Source organism: Rhizobium sp. Root491 (assembly GCF_001427205.1).
GTDB lineage: Bacteria > Pseudomonadota > Alphaproteobacteria > Rhizobiales > Rhizobiaceae > Agrobacterium > Agrobacterium tumefaciens.
In genome coordinates this window covers 173654-192804 of record NZ_LMFF01000001.1, presented here as the reverse complement: position 1 = coordinate 192804, position 19151 = coordinate 173654, and the positions used below count along the sequence as shown (strand labels likewise).

Sequence of the window (19151 nt, the reverse complement as noted above, 5' to 3'; positions counted from 1 at the left end):
ACGTTTAAGGGAAAGGCCGGCAGAAATGTCGGCCTTTTTTGTGAAAAACCCCGCAGACCCCTTGTTTTTCAGGCGATTCCAGCGCTTTTGAGTTGCTGCGCGCGGATACAGACGTATTCTGCGCCGGCTTAATTTGAGTCGTTTCAAACCATTGAAAGGGGTGGAAACATGAACAAGAACGAGCTCGTCTCTGCTGTTGCCGAAAAGGCTGGTCTCACGAAGGCAGATGCTGCTTCCGCTGTTGATGCCGTATTCGAAACCGTACAGAACGAACTGAAGAGCGGTGGCGACATCCGTCTCGCTGGCTTCGGCAGCTTCTCCGTAAGCCGTCGTGAAGCCTCCAAGGGTCGTAACCCTTCCACGGGTGCTGAAGTCGATATCCCGGCTCGCAACGTACCGAAGTTTTCCGCAGGCAAGGGCCTGAAGGACGCCGTCAACTCGTAAGGTTTCCGAAAGGCCGTGACGTCCGGCGGCGGGCGGGCGGCTTTTCAGGTTCACGAGGAAACATGTTTTGACGCCCTGACGCCATCATGCCGGCACGTAAACCGGGCGGCTTTTCGAATTGCTTTTTCGGATAGCCCTTTTTTCGAACCGGCAAGATGTACTTGAAAGTAGGAGAGCGCGCCTGTGTAGCCTCCATCCGGTCACACGGCGCTCTGATACGCGGAATGTGCGCACGAACAGGAAAGCCCGGCCTTCATGGTCGGGCTTTTTGATTCCTCCGACAGGAAATGTCATGCCGCTGTCATGTCTCTGACGCAGAAGCCATAGGGTGTTTTTTTGGATCCAAGGGGGATTTATAATGGCGTTCCGACTTTCTCAGATGGCTTTGACTGCTGCTCTGCTCACGTCCGCGGCCTTTCCGGCTGCTGCCGAGCCGGTTTTCAACCGCATCGCATCTTTCCCGGTCGTAAAGAACCTGCCAGCGGACAAGGACGCGAAGGCCGTCACTTCAGCTGAAATCGTAACCGCCAGCGAAGATGGCAAGACACTGATCTATTCGGACAGCCCGCTTGGCGGCATTGGATTCGTTGACATCACCGACGCCAAGGCACCCAAGGCTGGCGGCGCGTTGCTGCTGGAAGGCGAACCGACCTCGGTTGCCGTTGCTGGCGCCAAGGTTCTGGCCGGTGTCAACACGTCCGAAAACCGCGCCAAGCCGTCCGGCAAGCTGGTGACGGTCGATATCGCCACCAAGAAGATTGAAGCGAGCTGCGATCTCGGCGGCCAGCCAGATTCTGTCGCAATTTCCCCGGACAAGACCTTCGCCGCTATCGCGATCGAAAACGAACGCGATGAAGAGGTGAACGAAGGCGCCCTGCCACAGATGCCGGCCGGTTATTTGGTGACGGTCGGTCTGAAAAACGGCGTTGCCGACTGCGCGACGCTGAAGAAGATCGACGTGACCGGCCTTGCCGAAATCTCCCCGGAAGATCCGGAGCCGGAATTCGTCTCGATCAATGCCAATGGCGAGATCGCGCTCACGCTGCAGGAAAACAACCACATCGTCATCATCGACGGCAAGACCGGTACGGTAAAGACGCATTTCTCCGCCGGCACGGTTGATCTGGAAGGCGTCGACACGAAGACGGACGGCCAGATCAAATTCACCGACAAGCAGGAAGGCCGCAAGCGTGAGCCAGATGCCGTGAAGTGGCTGGACAATGACCGAATCGTCATCGCCAATGAGGCTGACTGGCAGGGCGGCGCGCGCGGCTTCACCATTTTCGACAAGACCGGCAAGCTTCTTTATGAAGCCGGTGCCACCCTTGAGCACGCTGCCGCCAGCATCGGCCACTATCCGGAAAAGCGCTCCAAGGCCAAGGGCATCGAGCCGGAAGGTCTGGAGACGGCAACCTTCGATGGTCAGAAGTACTTCTTCGTTCTTGCCGAGCGCGCGTCTCTCGCTGCGGTCTACAAGGATACGGGCGGCACACCGGAACTGGTCCAGCTTCTGCCCTCGGGCATTTCGCCTGAAGGCGCCGTCGCCATTCCGTCGCGCAATCTTCTCGTCACTGCCAACGAAGCCGATCTCGTCGAAGATGGCGGCGCTCGCTCGCATGTCATGATCTATGAACGCGCAGAAGGCCAGATTGCCTACCCGCAGCTCGCTTCCGCCACCGTTGATGGCGCACCAATCGGCTGGGGCGCTCTCTCCGGTCTGGTGGGCGATGCTGAAAAGCCTGGCATCCTCTATGCCGTGTCCGACTCGGTCTATGGAAACCAGCCGTCGATCTACACCATCGACGCAACGAAGAAGCCCGCCACCATAACCAGCGTCCTGCGCATCAAGCGCGACGGTATCGCAGCCCAGAAACTCGACATCGAAGGCATTACGCTTGACGGTAAGGGCGGCTTCTGGCTGGCCTCGGAAGGTGACAGTGCCAAGCTAGTGCCCCACGCACTCTACAATGTCAGCGCCAAGGGCGAGATCAAGGCTGAGATCGCTCTGCCGAAGGAACTGCTGGCTGGCGAAACCCGCTTCGGTTTCGAAGGCGTGACCATGATCGGCAAGGGCGACGACGCGACGCTGTGGATGGCCGTACAGCGCGAATGGGGCACGGACGAGAAGGGTTTCGTCAAGCTCGTCTCCTACAATCCGAAGTCCAAGGAATGGGGCGCCGTGCGTTACCCGCTCGACAAGACCGAGGCAGGCTGGGTCGGCCTTTCTGAAATCACCGCACAGGGCGACTATGTCTATATCGTCGAGCGCGACAATCAGGTCGGTGACAAGGCAAAGATCAAGAAGCTTTACCGCGTCGCGATCGCTGACCTGAAGCCGGGCAAGATCGGTGGCGAACTGCCGCTGGTGGCCAAGCAGGAAGCACATGATTTCCTGCCGGACCTCAAGTCCCAGACGAATGGCTATACCGTTGACAAGCTGGAAGGCTTCACCTTCGACAAGGCAGGAACGGCCTATGTCGTCACTGACAATGACGGCGTCGACGGATCTTCCGGCGAAACGCTGTTCTTTACCGTCGATCTGAAGGCGATCAACTGATCGGTCCGAATAGAATCGCAAATGAGAAAAGCCGGGCATAGCCCGGCTTTTTTGTGCGGCGGAAGAAACCCCGATCTGGGGAATGCCGATTCCCCACGATGAGTCGCATACCAGCCGTTAAAACAGGCATGGTCGCGTCGCTATCGCATAATCGAGGGTGTTATCCGGAGGACTTCCATGAATGTGCAGTGGACCAGATCGCTAGAGATCACCGCCCCATGGAATTCTTGCTTTTGGGAGTGCTGTCTTTTTCCGAGTCCTGCTGGACCCAGCGGAAAAAAATATAAACAGGCAGCGCAATAAGCGCGAGTGTTACAAACGCGTCGACCGACATGGTTTCATCCATCATTTATACCGTTCATCATGAAACGGCTCGAAAACAATGCATGAAATCTCTTTAAAAAGTCTGAATCTGCTTATTTTTCGGGATGTTGCGGGGTGGCACACCTATTGGAGCCGGCCTGTATGAATGTGAAACAGGAGTGCCGATCTGGCATAGACTCACGCCGGAAAAGCCGCTTCACCAGCCCAAGGCCGCGGCCGTCTACAGAATCGGGGGCAGGGGCCGTGATTCCCGATGCAGGAAGTTGACGGTAAAACGCACCGACATCCGAAAGAGCTTCGGCTTGGTAATGCGCACAATTTGAAGAAGCTGGAAAATGGTGGGCGATGAGAGACTCGAACTCCCGACATCCTCGGTGTAAACGAGGCGCTCTACCAACTGAGCTAATCGCCCTTCGCGTCTTGCAGACCGTGTCTGCCGCGTCGGTGGCCGTGATGTATTCGGATCGGAAAAAAACCGCAAGGGCTTTTGTGAAGTTTTTTTGTTTTTTTTCCGGACAGCTTTGCCCATTGGCAGGGGTGATCGGCAAAAAGCCGGGAACTGCGGGCTTTTCTATAAAAACAAAGCCCGACCGTTACCTTTGGCGGTATGCTGAAATCGCGTTACGGACGCCCCGGCTGTGGACAAGTTTTTTGTTTTTGTTGGGAAAAGCCCGGAAAACAAGGCATTCGCTGCAATGCCGGTCAAAGGCCTTTCAGTTTTTTCCGATCAAAATGAAGAAGCTTATTCTTTTGTCGTGAAACCTGCTTGACACCCCCGCACGAACGCCGTAGTTAGCCGCTCAACGAACAGCCGAGGCTGGTTCGTACGGCGAGACTAAGGTCTTGTCGGTCAGGATAAGCGGGTGTAGCTCAGTTGGTTAGAGTGCCGGCCTGTCACGCCGGAGGTCGCGGGTTCGAGCCCCGTCACTCGCGCCATCCTGTTCCTCGGAAAAAAACGCAGACGAATGTCTGTGGAGCGCGGGTGTAGCTCAGTCGGTTAGAGTGCCGGCCTGTCACGCCGGAGGTCGCGGGTTCGAGCCCCGTCACTCGCGCCATTTCTTTCACCGAAATGACACTCCCAAACGAAGCAAGCAGGCATCGTCCTGCCATATCGGCAATGGCGATTTCAGCGCCTGTTTCCGACATTCGCGAGCGCGGTTTTTCCTGCTGTTTTTAGTCAAGTTTCGATATCGAGAGATCGTCACTTCGCTGCCATTTTGACGTAAAATTCGTGTGACTTTTTTGCGGTTGCGTCGTTCAATCGATTATTATTGTATTTGAGGGGCTTAGCCCGGAATTGTGGCCCAAATTTGCGTCAATTCCGGCAATATTGTTGCCAATCAATGCGGCAGGTGTCTTGAAATGGTGCCTAAACTCTTGCAGAGAGAGCGCGGCTGCGCTAACCACTTTGGCGTTGCAACATATTTGTGCGCCTTTAGACTTTCAGTCGCAAAGGCAGGTCCGGCACCCGGCCGGACAGGGAAGAGACCATGACTGAACTCCTCAGTTCCTATATTCCGATCGCAATCTTTATCGGTATCGCTCTTGTCATTGGCCTGGCGCTTCTCATCGCGCCTTTCGCTGTCGCTTATAAGGCGCCGGACCCGGAAAAGCTCTCCGCTTTCGAGTGCGGTTTCAATGCCTTCGACGACGCCCGCATGAAGTTCGATATCCGGTTTTATCTGGTGTCCATTCTCTTCATCATCTTCGACCTGGAAGTCGCCTTCCTGTTCCCCTGGGCTGTGTCCTTCGGTGATATGGGCTGGTTCGGTTTCTGGTCTATGATGGTGTTCCTCGCCGTTCTCACCATCGGCTTTATCTATGAGTGGAAGAAGGGAGCGCTGGAATGGGCATGAGCCAGAACAACAGCACGCTCGTTGCACCGCAGCCGAAGGGGATCATCGATCCCGCGACCGGCAAGCCTGTCGGCAGCAACGATGCCTACTTCACGGAAATCAACGACGAGCTGGCCGACAAGGGCTTTCTCGTCACCTCGACCGACGAGCTGATCACCTGGGCGCGTACCGGCTCCCTGATGTGGATGCAGTTCGGTCTTGCCTGCTGCGCCGTCGAGGGTCTCATGCAGGCTTCCGGCCCGCGTTACGACATGGAGCGCTTCGGTGTCGCCCCGCGCGCCTCGCCGCGCCAGTCGGACGTGATGATCGTCGCGGGAACGCTGACCAACAAGATGGCGCCGGCACTGCGCAAGGTCTATGACCAGATGCCTGAGCCACGTTACGTCATCTCCATGGGCTCCTGCGCCAATGGCGGCGGCTATTACCATTATTCCTACGCCGTCGTGCGCGGCTGCGACCGAGTCGTGCCGGTGGATATCTACGTTCCGGGCTGTCCCCCCACGGCGGAGGCGCTGCTTTACGGCGTGCTTCTGCTGCAGAAGAAGATCCGGCGTACCGGTACCATCGAGCGCTAAGGGCAAAGGACGGATTAAGGAATGAGCGAAGCTCTAAACGATCTTGCTGCTTACGTTAAGGAAGCGCGTGGTTCCCTCGTGGTTTCGGCCGATATCGCCTATGGCGAGCTGACGCTGAACACGACGACGGAAAGCGTTATCGCGCTTTTGACGTTCCTGCGTGACGATGTGCAGTGCGGTTTCGTCAACATCATCGATATTTGCGGCGTCGACTGGCCGCAGCGCGAGAAGCGTTTCGACGTCGTCTATCACCTCTTGTCGCCGCGCCAGAATCTGCGCGTGCGCATCAAGCTGCAGGTGGCGGAAGACGAGGGCGTTCCCTCGGCAACCTCCGTTTACATGGGTGCAGACTGGTTCGAGCGCGAAGCCTGGGATATGTACGGCATTCCTTTCGAAGGCCATGCGGATCTTCGCCGAATCCTCACCGATTACGGTTTCGAAGGTCATCCGCTGCGCAAGGATTTTCCGGTTACCGGCTTTGTGGAAGTACGCTACGATGACGTTCTGAAGCGGGTTCTCTATGAACCGGTCGAACTGAAGCAGGAATTCCGCAATTTCGATTTCCTCTCTCCCTGGGAGGGGACTGACTATGTTCTCCCGGGTGACGAAAAGGCCAAGCAATGAGCGAAGCCCCCGCGACAGAGCACGGACAATGTCTTTGCGGCGCCGTTGGCTTCAATGCCAGCATCGGCGCCCGCGAATTCGGCGTTTGCCATTGCTCGATGTGCCGCCGCTGGTCCGGCGGGACATTTCTGGCTGTCGAATGCGCTGACGTCGCCATCGAGAACGAGGAACATTTCGGTGTTTATACCTCGTCGGAATGGGGCGAGCGCTGCTTCTGCAGGAATTGCGGCAGCACGCTGATGTGGCGCTCCAAGGATGGCAAGCATTTTGCCGTCTCGTTGCAGGCTTTCGACAACCCTTCCAGTTTCCATTTTGCGTCGCAGATTTTCACGGATGAGAAGCCTTCGAGCTATTCTTTCGCGCAAACCACGCAGAACATGACCGGCCCCGAATTCATCGCCATGATCACCTCGGCGGAGCACTAGAATGACTGAGCATAACGTCCGCAATTTCACGATCAACTTCGGTCCGGAACACCCTTCCGCGCACGGCGTGCTGCGCCTGGTTCTGGAACTGGACGGCGAAATCGTCGAACGCGTCGATCCGCATATCGGTCTTCTGCATCGCGGCACCGAAAAGCTGATCGAGACCAAGACCTACCTTCAGGCGGTGCCTTATTTCGACCGTCTCGACTACGTCGCGCCGATGAACCAGGAACACGCTTTCGCGCTCGCCGTCGAAAAGCTTCTGGGTCTCGAAATCCCGATGCGCGGCCAGTTGATCCGCGTGCTTTATTCGGAAATCGGCCGCATCCTGTCGCACATCATGAACGTGACGACTCAGGCCATGGACGTCGGCGCAATGACGCCGCCTGTCTGGGGCTTCGAGGAACGTGAAAAGCTGATGGTGTTCTACGAGCGCGCCTGTGGCGCCCGCATGCACTCGGCCTATGTCCGTCCGGGCGGCGTACATCAGGATCTGCCGCCGGAACTGGTCGAAGATATCGGCAAATGGTGCGATCCCTTCATTACCGTTCTCGACAATATCGAAGGCCTGTTGACCGACAACCGCATCTACAAGCAGCGTAACGTCGATATCGGCGTCGTCTCGCTTGAAGATGCCTTTGCCTGGGGTTTCACGGGCGTCATGGTGCGCGGTTCGGGTGCTGCCTGGGATTTGCGTCGCGCGCAGCCTTACGAGTGCTATTCCGATCTGGAGTTCGATATCCCCGTCGGCAAGAACGGCGACTGCTATGACCGTTACCTGATCCGCATGCAGGAAATGCGCGAATCGGTGAAGATCATGAAGCAGTGCGTCGATCTTCTCTCCGGCAAGCACCGCATCGGCCCGGTCTCCTCGCTGGATGGCAAGGTGGTTCCGCCCAAGCGCGGCGAGATGAAGCGTTCGATGGAAGCTCTTATCCATCACTTCAAGCTCTATACCGAAGGCTATCACGTTCCCGCCGGCGAAGTTTACGCCGCCGTCGAAGCGCCGAAGGGCGAGTTCGGCGTCTACGTGGTCGCCGATGGTTCGAACAAGCCCTACCGCTGCAAGATCCGCGCGCCGGGTTATGCACATTTGCAGGCGATGGATTTCCTGTGCAAGGGCCATCAGCTTGCCGACGTTACAGCCGTGCTCGGCTCCCTCGACATCGTGTTCGGGGAGGTCGACCGCTGATGCGTCTGCCGCTGGCCATCTTGGCTTTTCTTGCTGCGATGTCGACCTCCGTTCTCGCCCAGACGGCGACGGACGAGGGGGGCGTATCGCTATCAAGCAGCGGTGGTTCCACCATCAAGCAGCTTCTGTCATCGGGATACGAGATCAAGGCCTCGGTTCCCAATGGCAGCAAGTTCATCGTGTTCATGCAGAAAGACAAGGCGGCTTATGCCTGCGAATTCGTCACGGTGGCGAGATCGCGTTGTGAGACGTTAAACTGAAAAGGCGTGAGGAAGTATGTCCGTTCGTCGACTAGCCGAAGATCAGTTCCAGCCCGTGGCATTTGCCTTTAACGCGGATAATACCGCATGGGCGGAAAAGACGATCCAGAAATATCCGGAGGGACGCCAGCAATCGGCGGTTATCCCGCTGCTTATGCGTGCGCAGGAGCAGGACGGCTGGGTTACCCGCGCCGCCATCGAAAAAATCGCCGACATGCTGGATATGGCCTATATCCGCGTCATGGAAGTAGCGACCTTCTACACCCAGTTCCAGCTGAAGCCGGTCGGCACACGCGCCCATGTTCAGGTTTGCGGCACAACGCCCTGCATGCTGCGCGGCTCCGAAGCGCTGATGGATGTCTGCCGCAAGAAGATCCACCATGATCCGCTGCACACCAACGAGAGCGGCACGCTGTCCTGGGAAGAAGTGGAATGTCAGGGCGCCTGCGTCAACGCGCCGATGGTCATCATCTTCAAGGATGCCTATGAGGATCTGACGCCCGAGCGCCTGGAAGAGATCATCGACACGTTCGAGGCAGGCAAGGGCGACACGGTCAAGACCGGCCCCCAGATCGACCGTCACCAGTCGGTGCCCGTTGGCGGCCTGACGACGCTGACGGAAGAGATCAAGCCAGATCGCTCCAATCTCGACAAGCCTGCGGAAGCTCCGGCGGAAGCAGCCCCCGTTCTTCCTTCGAATGCCGCCAAGCCGAAGACTGACGCACCGGAAACCGATCCGAAGCTGAAGACGCCTGCGAACGAGCCCAAGGCTTCTGCGGAAAACGCAAAGGCAGGGGAACAGCAATCGGCAGGCAAGGAAGCGACAGCATCCAGACCGTCGCTTGAGTCAGCCGACCGTCCGGCAGGCATTGAAAAGCCCGCTGCGCCCGATGACCTGAAACTCATTTCAGGCGTCGGCCCGAAGATCGAAGGCACGCTTAACGAGCTCGGTATCTTTACCTATGCGCAGATTGCCGGCTGGAAGAAGGCCGAGTGCGACTGGGTGGATGGTTATTTGAATTTCAAGGGCCGCATCGAACGCGATGAGTGGATCAAGCAGGCCGAGGCGCTCGCCAAGGGTGGCGAAGCCGAGTATATCAGGGTCTTCGGCAAGAAGCCGCGGTAAAGGGTGAAGCATGTTAAAAGATCAGGATCGCATCTTTACCAATCTCTACGGCCTCAAGGACAAGTCCCTGAAGGGTGTGAGGGCGCGCGGCCACTGGGATGGCACCAAGCAGATCATCGAAAAAGGTCGTGACTGGATCATCAATGAGATGAAGGCTTCCGGCCTTCGCGGTCGCGGCGGCGCAGGCTTCCCGACGGGTCTCAAGTGGTCCTTCATGCCTAAGGAAAGCGACGGCCGTCCGCATTATCTCGTGGTCAACGCCGACGAATCCGAGCCCGGCACCTGCAAGGACCGCGAAATCCTGCGCAACGATCCGCATACGCTGATCGAAGGCTGCGTTATCGCCGGTTTCGCCATGGGTGCACACACCGCCTATATCTACGTGCGCGGCGAATATATGCGCGAACGTGAGGCGCTTCAGGCCGCCATCGACGAATGTTACGATGCGGGCCTGCTCGGCAAGAACAACAAGAACGGCTGGGATTTCGACATCTACGTCCATCACGGCGCAGGTGCATATATCTGCGGCGAAGAGACGGCACTGCTCGAAAGCCTCGAGGGCAAGAAGGGCCAGCCGCGCCTGAAGCCGCCGTTCCCGGCCAATATGGGTCTTTACGGTTGCCCGACGACCGTCAACAACGTCGAATCCATCGCCGTTGCTCCGACCATTCTGCGCCGAGGTGCGGCATGGTTCTCGTCTATCGGCCGTCCGAACAATGTCGGCACCAAGCTGTTCATGGTCTCCGGCCATGTCGAGCGTCCATGCACCTTCGAAGATGCGCTGGGCCTGTCCTTCCGTGAACTGATCGAACACCATTGCGGTGGCATTCGCGGCGGCTGGGACAATCTGCTTGGCGTCATCCCCGGCGGCGCATCCTGCCCCATCGTGCGCGGTGAGGACATGAAGGACGCCATCATGGACTTCGACGGCATGCGCGAAGTGAAGTCGTCCTTCGGCACCGGCGGCATGATCGTCATGGACAAGTCCACCGACGTCATCAAGGCGATCGCCCGCATCGCGGCCTTCTTCAAGCATGAAAGCTGCGGCCAGTGCACGCCGTGCCGTGAAGGCACCGGCTGGATGTGGCGCGTGCTGGAACGCATGGTGAAGGGCAACGCGCAGAAGCGCGAAATCGACATGCTGTTCGAAGTGACGAAGCAGATTGAAGGCCACACCATCTGTGCTCTCGGCGACGCCGCCGCATGGCCGGTACAGGCGCTGATCCGCAATTTCCGTCCGGAGATCGAAAAGCGCATCGATCAATATACCTACAGGGCCATGGATGATGGCGCTGTTCTGGAAGCTGCCGAATAAGCTTTTCGCAGTTTGCATGCGGCGCGGGGATGATCCCGGCGCCGGAAAACCATGAAGCGCCTGACCGACGAGATGAAGTGTCGGGCGCGATTAAGGATTTGTTGCGGACCGTGTGAGAGACACGGGACGAACAGGCAACAGGACGTAAGTAGAACCATGGCAAAGCTCAAGGTTGACGGTAAAGAGATCGAGGTTCCGGATCATTTCACGCTGTTGCAGGCGTGCGAGGAGGCTGGTGCTGAAGTTCCGCGCTTTTGTTTTCATGAGCGCTTGTCGGTCGCGGGTAACTGCCGCATGTGTCTCATCGAGGTGAAGGGCGGACCGCCCAAGCCCGCCGCATCCTGCGCCATGGGCGTGCGCGACGTTCGCGGCGGCCCGAATGGCGAATTGCCTGAAGTTTTCACCAACACGCCGATGGTCAAGAAGGCCCGTGAAGGCGTGATGGAGTTCCTTCTCATCAACCACCCGCTCGATTGCCCGATCTGCGACCAGGGCGGCGAATGCGACCTGCAGGACCAGGCCATGGCCTTCGGTATTGCCGGTTCGCGTTACGCGGAAAACAAGCGTGCGGTTGAAGACAAATATATCGGCCCGCTCGTCAAGACGGTGATGAACCGCTGCATCCACTGCACGCGCTGCGTCCGTTTCACCACGGAAGTTGCCGGCATCGCCGAACTCGGCCTCATCGGCCGCGGCGAGGACGCTGAAATCACCACCTATCTCGAGCAGGCTATGACCTCCGAGCTTCAGGGCAACGTCGTCGATCTTTGCCCGGTCGGTGCGCTCACCTCCAAGCCTTTCGCTTTCACTGCCCGTCCGTGGGAACTGAACAAGACCGAAACCATCGACGTGATGGACGCTCTCGGTTCGGCAATCCGCGTCGATACCCGTGGCCGCGAAGTCATGCGCGTCATGCCGCGTGTCAACGAGGCAATCAACGAAGAGTGGATTTCCGACAAGAGCCGCTTCATCTGGGACGGCCTGAAGACGCAGCGTCTCGACCGCCCTTACGTCCGCAAGGATGGCCGCTTGCAGCCCGCAAGCTGGGGCGAAGCCTTCGGCGCTATCAAGCAGGCGGTTGCCGCAACCAGCGGCAGCAAGATCGGCGCGATTGCCGGTGACCTTGCTTCCGTCGAGGAAATGTTCGCGCTGAAGTCGCTTCTGGCGTCGCTCGGCTCGGCCAATGTCGATTGCCGTCAGGATGGCGCAGCGCTTGATCCGTCTTTGGGTCGCGCCAGCTACCTGTTCAATTCCACAATCGAAGGCATCGAGCACGCGGATGCGCTGCTGATCGTCGGCGCCAACCCGCGTTATGAAGCGGCCGTGCTCAATGCACGTATCCGCAAGCGCTGGCGTCGCGGTGGTTTCCCGATCGGCGTGATCGGCGAAGCCGGTGAGCTGCGCTACAACTACGAATATCTAGGCTCCGGCGCGGAAACGCTTTCCGATCTCGCCAATGGCTCTCACAGTTTCATTGAGAAGCTGAAGTCCGCCAAGAACCCGCTGATCATCATCGGCCAGGGCGCTCTGGCACGCGCCGATGGTGCAGCCGTTCTCGCGGCCGCTGCGAAGCTTGCCGTTTCGGTTGGCGCAATCAGCGAAGAGTGGAACGGCTTCTCGGTGCTTCACACTGCCGCTGCCCGCGTCGGTGGTCTCGACATCGGCTTCGTGCCGGGCGAGGGCGGTGTTGCTGCTGCCGAAATGGTAACGTCCATGGACGTTCTCTTCCTGCTCGGTGCCGATGAAATCGACCTGTCGAACAAGGGCGCCAAGTTCACCGTCTACATCGGTAGCCACGGCGACCATGGCGCGATGAACGCCGACGTCATCCTTCCGGGTGCAGCCTACACCGAAAAATCCGGTATCTGGGTCAACACCGAAGGCCGCGTTCAGGTGGGCAACCGCGCCGGTTTCGCACCGGGCGAGGCCCGTGAAGACTGGGCGATCCTGCGTGCGCTTTCCGACGTGCTCGGCAAGAAGCTGCCGTTCGATTCGCTGTCGGCGCTGCGCGGCCAGCTTTATGTCGCGCATCCGCATCTGGCGGAAACCGATGAGATCGTTGCCGGCAACGGCGCGGATGTCGAGGCACTTGCCGCTCGCGCGGGCAGCCTCAATAAGTCTGCGTTTGCCTCGCCGGTAAAAGACTTTTATTTGACGAACCCGATTGCGCGCGCATCCGCTGTCATGGCCGAGTGTTCCGCATTGGCCCGCAACAATTTCCAGGCTGCGGCAGAGTAAGGGTAGGGGATTATGGAATCGTTTTTCTGGAGCTACGTCTGGCCCGCGCTGATCATGGTCGGCCAGTCCCTGCTGCTTCTCGTTTGCCTTCTGGTGGCCATCGCCTTCCTTCTGCTTGCCGACCGTAAGGTCTGGGCAGCCGTGCAGTTGCGCCGTGGTCCCAACGTCGTCGGCCCCTTTGGTCTGTTCCAATCCTTCGCCGACCTTTTGAAATTCATCCTGAAGGAACCCGTCATTCCGGCGGGCGCCAACAAGGCGGTCTTCCTTCTGGCGCCGCTGGTTGCCGTAACGCTGGCGCTCGCCACCTACGCGGTCATCCCCTTTGCCGATGGCTGGGTCGTTGCCAATATCAATGTCGGCATTCTCTACATTTTCGCGATTTCCTCGCTTGAAGTGTACGGCATCATCATGGGCGGCTGGGCTTCGAACTCGAAGTACCCGTTCCTCGGCGCGCTTCGTTCGGCGGCGCAGATGGTGTCCTACGAAGTGTCGATCGGCCTCGTCATCGTCACCGTGCTTCTGTGCGTCGGCTCGCTCAACCTCACGGATATCGTTCTGGCGCAGCGTACCGGCCTCGGCACGATGATCGGTCTGCCGGCCTCGTTCCTCGACTGGCACTGGCTGTCGCTGTTCCCGATGTTCATCGTGTTCTTCATCTCGGGTCTTGCCGAAACCAACCGTCCGCCCTTCGACCTTCCGGAAGCGGAATCGGAACTGGTGGCCGGTCACATGGTCGAATATGGCTCGACGCCTTACATGATGTTCATGCTCGGCGAATATGCTGCGATCGTCCTGATCTGCTGCCTGACGACGATCCTGTTCCTTGGCGGCTGGCTGCCGATCGTGGATGTGTGGTTCCTGAACTGGATTCCGGGCATTGTCTGGTTCGCGCTCAAGGGCTGCATGGTTTTCTTCATGATCGCTCTGGTGAAGGCCTTCGTTCCGCGTTACCGCTATGACCAGCTCATGCGCCTTGGCTGGAAGGTGTTCCTGCCGCTGTCGCTCGCCATGGTCGTTATTGTTGCATTCGTATTGAAGCTGACGGGGTGGGCCGGTTGATGTCCGTACGCCTCGCTCAGAAATCTGGAGTTTGAGATGGCCAGCCTTTCCCAAGCCGTCAATTCACTGTTCCTCAAGGAGTTCGTCGGTGCGATCTTCCTGACGATGCGCCACTTCTTCAAGCAGAAGGCCACGGTGAATTATCCTTTCGAAAAGGGCCCGGTGTCTCCGCGCTTCCGCGGCGAGCATGCGCTGCGCCGTTATCCGAACGGTGAAGAGCGCTGCATCGCCTGCAAGCTGTGTGAAGCGATCTGTCCCGCTCAGGCGATTACCATCGAAGCCGGTCCGCGCCGCAATGACGGCACCCGCCGCACGGTGCGTTACGACATCGACATGGTGAAGTGCATCTATTGCGGTTTCTGCCAGGAAGCCTGCCCGGTGGATGCCATCGTCGAAGGCCCGAACTTCGAATTCGCGACGGAAACCCGCGAGGAGCTCTATTTCGACAAGCAAAGGCTTCTCGACAATGGCGACCGTTGGGAGCGTGAAATTGCGCGCAACCTCGCACTGGATGCGCCTTACCGTTAAGGCGCAACCGTCTTTCCGGGGGAGACCCCGGAAAGCGAAGAAAGAGTAAAAGAGCCTGCACGGTTATCGCCGGCGGGGACGAAACGGGTAGAGCGCGCGATTGCGCGGTCTTTGCCCGGATGAGGACAAGAAGGCACCAACATGGGTCTGCACGCTGTATTCTTTTATATATTCGCTTTCGTCGCCGTGGCGTCTGCGTTCATGGTCATCGCATCGAAGAACCCTGTTCATTCGGTGCTGTTTCTGATTTTGACCTTCTTCAACGCAGCCGCGCTGTTCCTGCTGACGGGGGCCGAATTCCTCGCCATGATCCTGCTCGTCGTTTATGTCGGTGCGGTGGCGGTGCTCTTCCTCTTCGTCGTCATGATGCTGGATGTGGATTTTGCGGAGCTGCGCTCCGGCGTGCTGCAATATGCGCCGATCGGTGCGCTGATCGGTATCATCCTCGCGGCTGAGCTGATCGTCGTGGTCGGTGGCAGCGTGCTCAACCCGCAGGCCGCCAAATCGATTACCATGCCGATCCCGTCACCGGCCGTGCGCACCAATACGGCCGCGCTGGGCGACGTGCTCTATACCAATTACGTCTACTTCTTCCAGCTTGCCGGTCTCGTGCTGCTGGTGGCCATGATCGGCGCCATCGTGCTGACGCTGCGTCACCGCACCGACATCAAGCGGCAGAACATATCCACGCAGGTCGGCCGTGACCCGAAGACCGCCGTCACCACGGTCAAGGTCAAGCCGGGCCAGGGCATCTGAAGGCGCGAACGGATCCAAGGAAACAGAATATGGAAATCGGTCTTTCCCACTACCTGACGGTCAGCGCGATCCTCTTCACGATCGGCATCTTCGGTATCTTCCTCAACCGGAAGAACGTCATCGTCATCCTCATGTCGATCGAGCTCATCCTGTTGGCGGTCAACATCAACATGGTGGCGTTCTCGGCTTTCCTGAACGACATCGTCGGCCAGGTCTTCGCACTGTTCATTCTGACCGTCGCAGCCGCCGAAGCGGCCATCGGTCTTGCAATACTCGTTGTCTTCTACCGCAACCGCGGATCGATCGCTGTCGAAGACGTCAATATGATGAAGGGCTGATAAGGCTATGATCTACAAGGCTATCGTCTTTCTTCCCCTGATCGGCTTCCTGATTGCCGGCCTGTTTGGCCGGTCGATCGGCGCCAAGGCTTCGGAATATGTCACCACCGGTCTGATGATCGTGGTCGCCGTCCTGTCGTGGATCGTTTTCTTCTCCGTCGCGCTTGCCCATGGCGAGCCGGGCGAGGTGATCAAGGTCACCGTGCTGCGCTGGATCCAGTCCGGCGGCATCGACGTCGAATGGGCGTTCCGCATCGATACCCTGACGGCCGTCATGTTCGTCGTCGTCAACACCGTCTCGACGCTGGTGCACCTCTATTCGATCGGATACATGCACCACGATCCGCATCGTCCGCGCTTCTTTGCCTATCTTTCGCTGTTCACCTTCGCCATGCTGATGCTGGTGACCTCCGACAACCTGCTGCAGATGTTCTTCGGCTGGGAAGGCGTTGGTCTGGCGTCGTACCTGCTGATCGGTTTCTGGTTCAAGAAGCCTTCGGCGTCTGCTGCTGCCATGAAGGCGTTCATCGTCAACCGCGTTGGCGACTTCGGCTTCATTCTCGGCATATCAGGCGTCTTCGTGCTGTTCGGTTCGATCAATTTCGAAACCATCTTCGCTGCCGCCAGCACCTATCTGCCGGCTGAAGGTGCAGCTTCGACGGAAACCGTCATCAACCTGTTCGGCATGCAGCTGGACAAGGCCAATGCGATGACGGGCGTCTGCCTGCTGCTCTTCATGGGCGCCATGGGTAAGTCGGCGCAGTTCCTGCTGCACACCTGGCTGCCGGACGCGATGGAAGGCCCGACCCCTGTGTCCGCCCTCATTCACGCCGCAACCATGGTGACCGCCGGTGTCTTCCTGGTTGCCCGCATGTCGCCGCTGTTCGAATTGTCGCATGATGCGCTCACCGTCGTGACGCTGGTCGGCGCCATCACCGCCTTCTTCGCAGCGACCGTCGGTCTCGTGCAGAACGATATCAAGCGCGTGATTGCCTATTCGACCTGCTCGCAGCTCGGTTACATGTTCGTGGCACTTGGCGTCGGTGCTTATGGCGCGGCCGTGTTCCACCTCTTCACGCATGCCTTCTTCAAGGCACTGCTGTTCTTGTGCGCCGGTTCCGTCATCCATGCCGTCGATGGCGAGCAGGACATGCGTTACATGGGCGGCCTGCGCAAGCATATCCCCATCACCTTCTGGACGATGACCGTCGGCACGCTTGCGCTGACAGGTGTGGGCATTCCGGGCACGATGATCGGCTTTGCCGGCTTCTTCTCGAAGGACGTGATCATCGAATCCGCTTATGCGTCCCATTCGGTGCTGTCAGGTTTCGCCTTCACGCTGCTGGTCATCGCCGCGCTGTTCACCAGCTTCTATTCCTGGCGTCTGGCGTTCATGACTTTCTTCGGAAAGCCGCGCGCTTCGGCTGACGTGATGCACCATGTGCATGAATCGCCGATGGTCATGCTGATCCCGCTCTTCATCCTCACCGTCGGCGCGATCTTCGCCGGTGTTGTCTTCGAAGGTTATTTCTTCGGCCATGAATATGCCGAGTTCTGGAAGGGTGCTCTCTTCACGCTTCCGGAAAATGAAATCCTTGACGAGTTCCACCATGTTCCGCTGTGGGTCAAGTGGAGCCCGTTCTTCGCCATGGCGCTTGGTTTTGTCACCGCATGGTACATGTATATCAAGTCGCCGGAGACGCCGAAGCGTCTGGCAGCGACCCATCGCGGCCTCTATCAGTTCCTCTTGAACAAGTGGTATTTCGACGAGCTTTACGACTTCCTCTTCGTGCGTTCCGCAAAGGCGCTTGGCCGCTTCCTGTGGAAGAAGGGCGACGTGGCCGTCATCGACCACTATGGACCGAACGGCATTGCAGCGCGTGTGGTTGACGTGACCAACCGCATGGTCCGCCTGCAATCCGGTTACCTTTATCACTATGCCTTTGCGATGCTGATCGGCATCGCGGCGCTTGTCACCTGGATGATGCTCGGGAGTGCGTTTTGATGACCGATTGGCCAATTCTTTCAACGGTCACCTTTCTGCCGCTCGTCGGCGTGGTGCTCTTGCTGCTGACCAATGAGAACGGCCCTTACGGTCGCCGCAACATTCTCAACGTCTCGCTGCTGACGACCGTTTTCACCTTCCTGGTGTCGCTGTTCGTCTGGATCGGCTTCGATAATTCGAACCCCGGTTTCCAGATGGTGGAAAAACACGCATGGTTCGGCAACATCGCCGCCTATCATCTGGGCGTCGACGGCATCTCCATGCTGTTCGTCATCCTCACCACCTTCCTCATGCCTTTCTGCGTGCTGGCAAGCTGGCAGTCGGTTGAAAAGCGCATCAAGGAATACATGATCGCCTTCCTGCTTCTGGAAGTCGTCATGATCGGCGTCTTCGTGGCGCTGGATACCGTTCTTTTCTACGTCTTCTTCGAAGCAACGCTGATCCCGATGTTCATCATCATAGGTGTCTGGGGCGGCAAGGATCGCGTCTACGCGTCCTACAAGTTCTTCCTCTACACGCTGCTTGGCTCGGTTCTGACCATGCTCGCCATCATGGCGATGTACTGGCAGTCCGGCACAACAGACATGACCGAACTTCTGAAATACGGCTTCCCGGCCGGCATGCAGACCTGGCTATGGCTTGCCTGTTTCGCGGCCTTCTCGGTCAAGATGCCGATGTGGCCGGTTCACACCTGGCTGCCGGATGCGCACGTGCAGGCGCCGACCGCAGGTTCCGTCATTCTGGCAGGCGTCATGCTGAAGCTTGGCGGTTACGGTTTCATCCGTTTCTCGCTGTCGATGTTCCCCTTGGCCTCGGACTATTTTGCACCCTTCGTCTTCACGCTGTCGGTTCTCGCCATCATCTACACCTCGCTGGTGGCGATGATGCAGGACGACATCAAGAAGCTGATCGCCTATTCCTCCGTCGCCCACATGGGTTACGTGACCATGGGCATCTTCGCGGCCAATGTGCAGGGCGTGCAGGGCGCAATCTTCCAGATGCTGTCGCACGGCATCGTGTCGGGCGCGCTCTTCCTCTGCGTCGGCGTCGTTTACGATCGGCTGCATACCCGTGAGATCTCGGCCTATGGCGGTCTCGTGAACAACATGCCGAAATATGCCGTCGCCTTCATGATCTTCACCATGGCTAATGTCGGTCTGCCCGGCACCTCCGGCTTCGTTGGTGAATTCCTGACGCTGATCGGCGTATTCCGCGCCAACACGCTGGTCGCGCTGTTTGCAGCAACTGGCGTCATCCTCTCGGCCGCTTACGCGCTGTGGCTCTACCGCCGCGTGATTTTCGGTGCGCTTGAGAAGGAAAGCCTGAAATCGATGCTCGATCTGTCGACCCGCGAAAAGGTCATCCTTTATCCGCTGGTTGCGCTGACGATCTTCTTCGGCGTCTATCCGGCTCCGGTTTTCGATGCGACAGCCGCTTCGGTCGATCTTCTGGTAAACAACTATACGGCTGCATTGCAGGCGGCGCAAAATGTTGCGCTTTCTATGAATTGACGACAGGACCCGTTGGAC

General features: G+C 58.4%; 19 protein-coding genes and 3 tRNA genes. 20 read left to right on the top strand and 2 right to left on the bottom strand.

The window, feature by feature from the left end; genetic code table 11:
• Positions 1 to 168: 168 nt before the first annotated feature.
• Both hupB and ASD46_RS00910 read left to right on the top strand, forming a co-directional pair.
• Positions 169 to 444, top strand: a complete 276-nt coding sequence (gene hupB / locus ASD46_RS00915; RefSeq protein ID WP_003496481.1) for a DNA-binding protein HupB — start codon at positions 169 to 171, stop codon at positions 442 to 444.
• A gap of 358 nt (positions 445 to 802) precedes the next feature.
• Complete coding sequence (locus ASD46_RS00910) at positions 803 to 3001, top strand: esterase-like activity of phytase family protein (RefSeq protein WP_060641778.1); 2199 nt, start codon at positions 803 to 805, stop codon at positions 2999 to 3001.
• A gap of 208 nt (positions 3002 to 3209) precedes the next feature.
• Here ASD46_RS00910 and ASD46_RS26895 read toward each other — a convergent pair whose 3' ends face one another.
• Together ASD46_RS26895 and ASD46_RS00905 are read right to left on the bottom strand one after the other, a co-directional pair.
• Positions 3210 to 3350, bottom strand: a complete 141-nt coding sequence (locus ASD46_RS26895; RefSeq protein WP_003512649.1) for a hypothetical protein — start codon at positions 3348 to 3350, stop codon at positions 3210 to 3212.
• Positions 3351 to 3661: 311 nt separating this feature from the next.
• Positions 3662 to 3737: transfer RNA gene (locus tag ASD46_RS00905), tRNA-Val, on the bottom strand.
• Positions 3738 to 3963: 226 nt separating this feature from the next.
• On the opposite strand from ASD46_RS00905, the gene ASD46_RS27620 reads away from it, so the two are divergent.
• The 18 genes from ASD46_RS27620 to ASD46_RS00820 all read left to right on the top strand — a co-directional run bounded on the left by ASD46_RS27620 (position 3964) and on the right by ASD46_RS00820 (position 19133).
• Positions 3964 to 4095 (top strand): hypothetical protein, encoded by a 132-nt coding sequence (locus tag ASD46_RS27620; protein ID WP_003512651.1) that lies wholly within the window; start codon positions 3964 to 3966, stop codon positions 4093 to 4095.
• An 89-nt stretch (positions 4096 to 4184) separates the two neighbouring features.
• Positions 4185 to 4261 (top strand) — tRNA-Asp (locus ASD46_RS00900).
• 42 nt (positions 4262 to 4303) lie between these two features.
• Positions 4304 to 4380 (top strand) — tRNA-Asp (locus tag ASD46_RS00895).
• Positions 4381 to 4815: 435 nt separating this feature from the next.
• Positions 4816 to 5181, top strand: coding sequence for an NADH-quinone oxidoreductase subunit A (locus tag ASD46_RS00890; RefSeq protein ID WP_003512653.1), 366 nt, complete (start codon positions 4816 to 4818; stop codon positions 5179 to 5181).
• Positions 5172 to 5756, top strand: a complete 585-nt coding sequence (locus ASD46_RS00885) for a NuoB/complex I 20 kDa subunit family protein (RefSeq protein WP_003512655.1) — start codon at positions 5172 to 5174, stop codon at positions 5754 to 5756. Before ASD46_RS00890 ends, ASD46_RS00885 begins: the two co-directional genes overlap by 10 nt.
• Positions 5757 to 5777: 21 nt before the next feature.
• Positions 5778 to 6380, top strand: coding sequence for an NADH-quinone oxidoreductase subunit C (locus ASD46_RS00880; protein ID WP_003512657.1), 603 nt, complete (start codon positions 5778 to 5780; stop codon positions 6378 to 6380).
• Positions 6377 to 6805: a GFA family protein gene (locus tag ASD46_RS00875; protein ID WP_003512658.1), complete on the top strand. Its 429-nt coding sequence runs from the start codon at positions 6377 to 6379 to the stop codon at positions 6803 to 6805. The genes ASD46_RS00880 and ASD46_RS00875 overlap by 4 nt, the downstream gene beginning before the upstream one ends.
• A 1-nt stretch (position 6806) precedes the next feature.
• On the top strand, positions 6807 to 7997 hold the full coding sequence (locus ASD46_RS00870) for an NADH-quinone oxidoreductase subunit D (RefSeq protein WP_003512668.1): 1191 nt from the start codon (positions 6807 to 6809) through the stop codon (positions 7995 to 7997).
• Positions 7997 to 8257, top strand: a complete 261-nt coding sequence (locus tag ASD46_RS00865) for a hypothetical protein (protein ID WP_025593255.1) — start codon at positions 7997 to 7999, stop codon at positions 8255 to 8257. Before ASD46_RS00870 ends, ASD46_RS00865 begins: the two co-directional genes overlap by 1 nt.
• A 16-nt stretch (positions 8258 to 8273) precedes the next feature.
• Positions 8274 to 9383, top strand: coding sequence for an NADH-quinone oxidoreductase subunit E (locus ASD46_RS00860; protein WP_025593256.1), 1110 nt, complete (start codon positions 8274 to 8276; stop codon positions 9381 to 9383).
• Positions 9384 to 9393: 10 nt separating this feature from the next.
• On the top strand, positions 9394 to 10698 hold the full coding sequence (gene nuoF, locus ASD46_RS00855; RefSeq protein WP_003512673.1) for an NADH-quinone oxidoreductase subunit NuoF: 1305 nt from the start codon (positions 9394 to 9396) through the stop codon (positions 10696 to 10698).
• Positions 10699 to 10854: 156 nt separating this feature from the next.
• The gene (nuoG, locus tag ASD46_RS00850) at positions 10855 to 12936 is read left to right on the top strand and encodes an NADH-quinone oxidoreductase subunit NuoG (protein WP_019565476.1); all 2082 of its coding nucleotides are present in this window, start codon (positions 10855 to 10857) and stop codon (positions 12934 to 12936) included.
• Between the two features lie 12 nt (positions 12937 to 12948).
• Positions 12949 to 13995, top strand: a complete 1047-nt coding sequence (gene nuoH, locus ASD46_RS00845; protein ID WP_013635951.1) for an NADH-quinone oxidoreductase subunit NuoH — start codon at positions 12949 to 12951, stop codon at positions 13993 to 13995.
• A gap of 36 nt (positions 13996 to 14031) precedes the next feature.
• Positions 14032 to 14523 (top strand): NADH-quinone oxidoreductase subunit NuoI, encoded by a 492-nt coding sequence (gene nuoI, locus ASD46_RS00840; protein WP_003512679.1) that lies wholly within the window; start codon positions 14032 to 14034, stop codon positions 14521 to 14523.
• 141 nt (positions 14524 to 14664) lie between these two features.
• Positions 14665 to 15279 carry an NADH-quinone oxidoreductase subunit J gene (locus ASD46_RS00835; RefSeq protein ID WP_003512680.1) on the top strand — a complete coding sequence of 205 codons (615 nt, stop codon included), beginning with the start codon at positions 14665 to 14667 and terminating at the stop codon, positions 15277 to 15279.
• A 29-nt stretch (positions 15280 to 15308) separates the two neighbouring features.
• Positions 15309 to 15617, top strand: coding sequence for an NADH-quinone oxidoreductase subunit NuoK (gene nuoK, locus ASD46_RS00830; protein WP_003496445.1), 309 nt, complete (start codon positions 15309 to 15311; stop codon positions 15615 to 15617).
• A 7-nt stretch (positions 15618 to 15624) separates the two neighbouring features.
• Entirely contained in the window at positions 15625 to 17622 is a 1998-nt protein-coding gene (nuoL, locus tag ASD46_RS00825; RefSeq protein WP_013635952.1) for an NADH-quinone oxidoreductase subunit L, read from the top strand.
• Entirely contained in the window at positions 17622 to 19133 is a 1512-nt protein-coding gene (locus ASD46_RS00820; RefSeq protein WP_013635953.1) for an NADH-quinone oxidoreductase subunit M, read from the top strand. Before nuoL ends, ASD46_RS00820 begins: the two co-directional genes overlap by 1 nt.
• The last annotated feature ends 18 nt before the right edge of the window (positions 19134 to 19151 follow it).